Origin of the sequence: Ovoidimarina sediminis, assembly GCF_032586175.1 — a bacterium.
GTDB classification, from domain to species: domain Bacteria; phylum Pseudomonadota; class Alphaproteobacteria; order Rhodobacterales; family Rhodobacteraceae; genus Ovoidimarina; species Ovoidimarina sediminis.
Genome location: NZ_JAWHTE010000024.1, coordinates 62427 through 68669, shown reverse-complemented (window position 1 = coordinate 68669; position 6243 = coordinate 62427). Strand labels below are relative to the sequence as shown.

General features: G+C 58.6%; 5 protein-coding genes and 1 pseudogene. 3 read left to right on the top strand and 3 right to left on the bottom strand.

The window, feature by feature from the left end; translation table 11 throughout:
* Positions 1–170, bottom strand: a pseudogene (locus tag RXV90_RS20940) (Crp/Fnr family transcriptional regulator); the annotation flags it as partial.
* A 149-nt stretch (positions 171–319) separates the two neighbouring features.
* On the opposite strand from RXV90_RS20940, the gene RXV90_RS20935 reads away from it, so the two are divergent.
* From RXV90_RS20935 to nhaA, 3 genes are all read left to right on the top strand, one after another.
* A complete protein-coding gene (locus RXV90_RS20935) occupies positions 320–562 on the top strand; it encodes a hypothetical protein (protein WP_316651431.1) in 243 nt (80 codons plus the stop codon).
* Between the two features lie 222 nt (positions 563–784).
* Positions 785–1798 (top strand): fatty acid desaturase, encoded by a 1014-nt coding sequence (locus tag RXV90_RS20930; RefSeq protein ID WP_316651429.1) that lies wholly within the window; start codon positions 785–787, stop codon positions 1796–1798.
* 104 nt (positions 1799–1902) lie between these two features.
* Positions 1903–3213 (top strand): Na+/H+ antiporter NhaA, encoded by a 1311-nt coding sequence (gene nhaA / locus RXV90_RS20925; protein ID WP_316651427.1) that lies wholly within the window; start codon positions 1903–1905, stop codon positions 3211–3213.
* Positions 3214–3541: 328 nt separating this feature from the next.
* Here the strand turns inward: nhaA and RXV90_RS20920 are convergent.
* Both RXV90_RS20920 and RXV90_RS20915 read right to left on the bottom strand, forming a co-directional pair.
* A protein-coding gene (locus tag RXV90_RS20920) for an IS630 family transposase (RefSeq protein ID WP_316651425.1) occupies positions 3542–4496 on the bottom strand; the annotation gives its coding sequence in 2 pieces (ribosomal slippage) (positions 3542–4156 and positions 4158–4496; 954 coding nt in all).
* 535 nt (positions 4497–5031) lie between these two features.
* Positions 5032–6237 (bottom strand): tyrosine-type recombinase/integrase, encoded by a 1206-nt coding sequence (locus RXV90_RS20915; protein WP_316651423.1) that lies wholly within the window; start codon positions 6235–6237, stop codon positions 5032–5034.
* Positions 6238–6243: the final 6 nt, after the last annotated feature.

The window sequence follows — 6243 nt, the reverse complement described above, 5'->3', positions numbered from 1 at the left end:
GATAGGATGTAGGCGGCCTGATCCGATTGCCCCTGATGCACGATATCGCGCCCCGCGGCGAAGGACCGGCGGCGCTGGTGCAGCCGCTCCAGCACGGCCAACTCGGCCTCCGACAGGGCGACAAAGGCCGAAAGCTTGCGGGTGAGCGGACTGGTCGCGATTGGTGTCATAGCTTCTCCCTGACAGGTCCGTCAGCCGCGTGGAAATCGTTTCTTCGACTGCTCTCTATCAGTCCAGCATAGCTCATTTCGTGCGAGAAGTACGGATAGGTCTGGCGCGAATTCGGCCCAGATCGCGAAACAAGAACGGAAACCCGAAGATGTCTACGGTGAACGAGTTTTCAGGACAGGCCGCCCTTTCAATCTGCGAGGCACTTCTGCTTGCCATGAACGATGGCGGATTGTTGCCGGAGCACGAGATCGTAGGTGTTCTTCGCGACGCCGCAGCAACCCATGAGAACGCCAAGGGATCGGTGGCCGAAATGGAAACGCACCGGTCTGTTGCGGCACTCATCAACCAGATCATCGCTGGCGGAAACTCGGTTCGGAGGCCGCAAGTGTAAACGCTCAATCACACAGGATTTCTATTGTCGACGAAGCTTTCTTCCGATTCAACCAACAGTCGTCGTCAAGGGCGAGATCGAGAAGAGATACCGGATCAGACCACCAACCGAGTCCGCAAAGCTCAGCCTCTGAGCGCGCCGCAGCCCCCAGTACAAGCGCGGACCTCGTCCATCACGGGTAAGGAGCCGGGCACGCGAAATGCTGCCGGTCAGACTGATCTGATGCGGGAAGCGCCCAATTTGGCTCCATCAGACTGGTCGCGGGCGATGGCGAAATACCGACAGCCAATCCATTCGCGCAGCATCTTCGAGCTGACTGTGACAGTGGCCCCGTTCGTGGCAATTTGGGCGGTCGCCTGGTGGATGCTCTCGATCAGTACTGCGCTGGCAATGGCCCTGGCACTGGTGAATGCGGCGTTCCTCGTCCGACTGTTCATGATCCAGCACGATTGCGGTCACGGGTCCCTGTTGCGCAATCGGCGCCTATGCGACTGGATCGGTCGCGTTATCGGCGTGATCACGCTGACGCCCTATGACGTCTGGCGCAAAACGCACGCAATCCATCATGCCACGACCGGAAACCTCGACCGGCGGGGTGTCGGAGATATGCCGACCCTCACAGTCACGGAGTACCGAGAAAAGGGGTGGCTCGGCCGGGCGCTCTATCGGCTTATCCGCAATCCAGTTTTCCTGTTCGGAGTGGTGCCGTTCTATACGTTCTTCTTGCAGAACCGACTGCCCGTTCACTTAATGCGGTCGGGCTGGCGATACTGGCTGAGCGCGATGGGAACAAATGCCGCCATTGGTTCGGCGCTGACCTTGATCGTCTGGCTGGGCGGATGGGACGTTGTTCTGTTCGTCTTCCTGCCAACCATGTTCTTGGGTGCAGTCGCCGGCATGTGGTTCTTCTATGTCCAGCATCAGTTCGAAGAAACCAGTTGGCAGCACGAAGAAAATTGGAACATCCACGAAGCAGCACTTTACGGAAGCTCACATTACGAGCTTCCGAGCGTTCTACGCTGGATCACTGGCAATATCGGTGTCCACCATGTTCATCATTTGGCCAGTCGAATTCCGTTTTATCGCCTTCCAGAGGTGATCGAGGATCACGAGGTTCTGGCACAGACCAAACGCATCACGCTTCGGCAAAGTCTCCGCTGCGCGCACCTCCACCTCTGGGATGAGAGTCGCCGCAGACTTTTGTCGTTCGCCGAGGCACGCGATCTGTCCGCCTGAACCTTCCGTGATATGATGTCTGGGCAAAGAGACGCGCGAAGGTGCCTACAGGGCTGCGATGTGAGAGCGGTGCATCGTCCAATTGGAAAAGGCATGTTCATTCCATGATCGACGATCCCCAGACTTTGCCCCATGAGGCCGCCGACAGAATAACAAAGCCATTTGTGCGCTTTCTGAAGATCGAAGCGGCGGCAGGAGGGCTCCTGCTTCTGACGGTTCTACTGGCCTTGGGGCTGGCGAATTCACCTTGGCGAGAGGCCTTTCTGGGCTTTTGGGAGACGCCCATTGGCCTGACACTCGGCTCGTTGGATTTCACCCGCTCGCTGCGACACTGGATCAATGACGGTTTGATGACGCTCTTCTTCTTTGTGCTTTCGTTGGAGCTCAAGCGGGAGATCGTGCTGGGCGAATTGCGAAACCCTCGACAGGCCGCCCTGCCGTTTGCGGGCGCAGTGGGTGGTATGGTTGTACCGGTCTCCCTGTTTCTTGCGATGATGTACGGGCAACCCGGGATGCACGGCTGGGGAACCGTGATGGCGACGGATACGGCGTTCGTGATCGGGTGCCTGGCCCTTTTCGGAAACCGGATCCCGCCCACCTTGCGTCTGTTCCTGCTTTCCCTCGCTATATTTGATGATGTCGGCGCGATACTTGTGGTCGCCCTTGGATACGGGGAAGCGTTGACTTGGTCGGCGCTCGGGTTGGGCCTGCTGGGAATTGGTATTGTAGCAACCGCCTCGCGCCTCGGGATCAGAAGCATCCCGGTCTATTTCTTCATGGGGGCGGCAGTCTGGCTGTGCTTCGATGCCTCTGGCGTTCACGCGACTATCGCCGGTGTCATTCTGGGCCTCATGACGCCTACCCGAATTTGGGTGAGCGATGTTCGCCTGCGTGCGATCCTGGGGCGTGTACTCGCCGCTCCGACCGGCGATCATCGGCAAGGGGATGCTGCAGGCCACCATGACCTTCGTCAGGCGGGCCGAGCGCTGACGGAATCGCTCTCACCGGTCGAACGTCTTGAGATGATGCTGCACCCTTGGGTTGGCTTTGCAATAATGCCGATCTTCGCGCTCGCAAATGCCGGCATCACGATCAGCGGTGCCGGTCTTGGACAACCGGTTTCCTTGGCGATCATTGTCGGCCTGGTGTTGGGAAAACCGATTGGCGTCTTCGGGTTCAGCTGGCTTGCAGTCCGTTCCGGCCTGGCGGTGCTTGCGCCCGGCCTGTCGTGGCCGTTCATCATAGCCGGCTCGTTTCTCACGGGAATCGGTTTCACGATGTCGCTGTTCATTGCGGGCCTCGCATTCGACTGGTCCGTCCTGAATGCGGCGAAGCTGGGCATTCTCAGCGGATCAGCGCTCTCCGCGATGCTCGGAATCGCACTGCTGATCTGGCTGACACTGCGAAGGACGTGACAACAACTCATCGCTGGTACAATGCGCGACCTCGTTAATGTACCGCCAATGTCCATGGTAGATGTCGACGCTGCGCGCTGGATCAGCATTGCCACCACGTGCCGCACGTCGCAACGGGCAAGAGTATCGAGTTCGAGGGCACAGCATCGGTCTGATCCGGGGCGCTCAGTCCCCTGCTCCCGATCCGTGTCAGTGCAAGGAACAGCGCGAAAAAGACAAATCCCGTCGTGACCAAGAGGTACATTCAGCCGACATCTATGGCTGTCGCATGGAGCACTGCACGCTCGATTGCCGCAGGCGTGATCGCTGCGGCTAGAGCGTGTCGCGTTTAATCGGTTCTGTATCCTGCGGCTTGAAAGTAGTTGAAGCACTCCTCCTCGGTGAAGAGGTCGCAGACCCTGCCGACGGCGGCCCATAGCTCGTCATAGGTTCTGGCCGCAGCCTTCCTGATCAGTGCCTTGAGTTTCGAGAACGCCATCTCGATGGGGTTGAGGTCGGGCGAGTATGGCGGGAGGAAGAGGAACCTGGCGCCGATTTCCCGGAGCGCATATGCGGCGCGTGAGCTCTTGTGGCTCGACAGGTTGTCGAGGATCACGACATCTCCCCGGCGCAAGGTCGGGACGAGCTGTGTGTCCACGTAGCGCTCGAACCACTCTCTGTTCATCGCACCGTCGATGACCCACGGCGCATCGAGCCGGTCGTGGCGCAGGGCTGCCACGAAGGTTTGCGTGCGCCAGTGGCCGAACGGCGCATGATCCGGGAGCCGCGCGCCCACCGGCGCCCATCCAGTGGTCTTGACCATGTTGGTCTTGACGGAGGTCTCGTCTATGAAAGCCAGCCGTTCCAGGGCGTTGCGCATGAAGGGCTGTCGGCGAGCGATCCAGACGTGGCGCGCGAGCGCGACATCGGGGCGTTTCTGCTCAGCCGCCTGCAGGTCTTTTTTTGTGACTGAGCCCGAGCCGGTGCAGCAGCCGGCCGACCGACGAACGATGAACCTCAAGGCCGTGCTGCGCCTCGAGTTCGGCGGCGAGTTCGTCGATGGTCAAATCGGGCTGGTTCGCGATCCGGTCCCGCACCCACGCGGTCACACAGGTCAGCTTGCCGCGCCCGGGATTGCCCTGCCGTTTCGGAGCAAGTGCCCCGGTCTCGCGCTTGAGACGCACCATGTCGTTGACGAACTTGATGGACACCCGCAACTGCCGCGCCGCTGCGGTATGGGTGTGCCCGTCTTCCACCAAAGCCACAGCACGCTCTCGGAGCGCCATGGGATGCGGTTTGCCCATTCTGATCCCCTACATCTGCCTCAAGGGCAGGGAAACACAACCGTCGCGCCAGGGGAATCCTGAATCCGATCAAGAGCGACACGCTCTAGCAGGAAGATAGCAACGACCGTCACCGACACGGGAAAACGCCGGCCCTCAACTCACCAACTCTTTGATGGGCACGACAAGGGACAAATGACTTCGTGCCGTTGCAGAGTTGGTGAGATCTCTAGGCCGTTCCATGTCCAACGCGCTTCAATTCAATCAACTCCACACAACCACAACCACCAAACGCCCGTCAGTGTACGCCAGAACGCGATTTCTTGTTGCACACAGTGCACACGGAACAAATTAAGGTACTGATTTTACTGGCTACTCCGTCCAATCCATTATGGGGCAGATTTTGTGCTGTCCTCCAATGGCAGCTCTTCGGCCGAATTCAGACCTTGCCGCTTGAGCCAAAATCGACCGCTTCGGGCTCTTCCCGGTCATCTGAGTCTTTTGGTAAGATGACTGCTAAGCCGCGCAAACCAGACGTTCGGGACCGGGCCGGTTATCAGTCCTTACCTCTAAACTGCAGGTTCTCAATCATCTCCTTCGTCGGCGCCATCCGCTTCAGATAGAACCGCTCCAGCTGATCGACGGACGTTCCGGCGTTATGGGCCAGCGTGTGGATGTTGACCTTGCCGTGGGAGCTTCTCAGGCGTGCCTGAAGCGCGTAGTGACGCAGCGAGTACGGCGATAACTTCCGATCCGGGTCGACCAACCCCGCCTCCTTCAGTATGTGGTTGAACAGCCGCCTCGCCGTATTGATCGCTGTTCTCCGGTTTGGATACTCCGGCATCCACACGTAGCTCTCGGGATCAGGTTTGATCTCACCGAATGGATCTCGTGTGCTTTTGTACAGCGGCACGGCGAGTGGCATCGTCACGCTGACCCGGTTACCTGTTTTCCCACCACGAATCCGCATCTCGAGATGATTGGGGTCTTTGCGCCCTTCGATGTCCTTGTGCTTCAGGCCAAACAGCTCGCCTTCCGTCGGTCTCAGGAAGCTGTGAACGATGAACTTGAACATCTTCGCATGATGACCGGTGATCTTCACGCCACGCACCACGTCGCCGCGCTTCGCACACTCAAAGGAGGCTTGCGAGAACCGTACGTACTCCTTGTCGGTGAACGTGTGCCGGGGCGTATCGACGGTCTTCAACTTCGGCATCGGCGGCAGCGTGTGCATCAGCCCGTCTTCGACCGCGAGCGTCAGCACTTTGCGGATGATGACGACATGCTTGGACTTTGTTGATGGGGCGAGGGGCTTGTCCCGATTCTTGTCCAGGTGCAGCAGGTACTCTCTGATCTTGCCTGCCGAGATCTTCGTCACGTCATACTTGCCGAAATACGCTATCAGCCCGTCCTTTGGTCGGTTCAGTAGCTTGTTGTCTCCGTGTGCCCACTTCGACTTGCCTTCCTGCGCTGCGATCAGAAGCTTTGCGTAGTTCTCAAAGCTGACAGCCTTCGTATGCGCAAACTCGCTGTTCGCTTTACTGCGATACGTATCAGCGAATTCATACGCCGCTTCGATCGCTTCAAGCCGTGTCGTCTCCTTTGACGAGCGGACAACATACTTCCCAAGCAGAGGATCACGCAGGCGAATATTCCAGAACGGACTGCGACCGGTTTTGTAGATCGTCAGGCCCTTTCGCAGGTGCTTCTGCGATGTGATTGAATCGGCTGACTTTTTGGATGTCTTCGATTTACGAGGCAAAATCCG

Bases quoted from the DNA above. Each gene is read 5' to 3' on its own strand.
- RXV90_RS20935 (WP_316651431.1), top strand. From the start codon at position 320: ATGTCTACGGTGAACGAGTTTTCAGGACAGGCCGCCCTTTCAATCTGC.
- RXV90_RS20930 (WP_316651429.1), top strand. From the start codon at position 785: ATGCGGGAAGCGCCCAATTTGGCTCCATCAGACTGGTCGCGGGCGATG.
- nhaA (WP_316651427.1), top strand. From the start codon at position 1,903: ATGATCGACGATCCCCAGACTTTGCCCCATGAGGCCGCCGACAGAATA.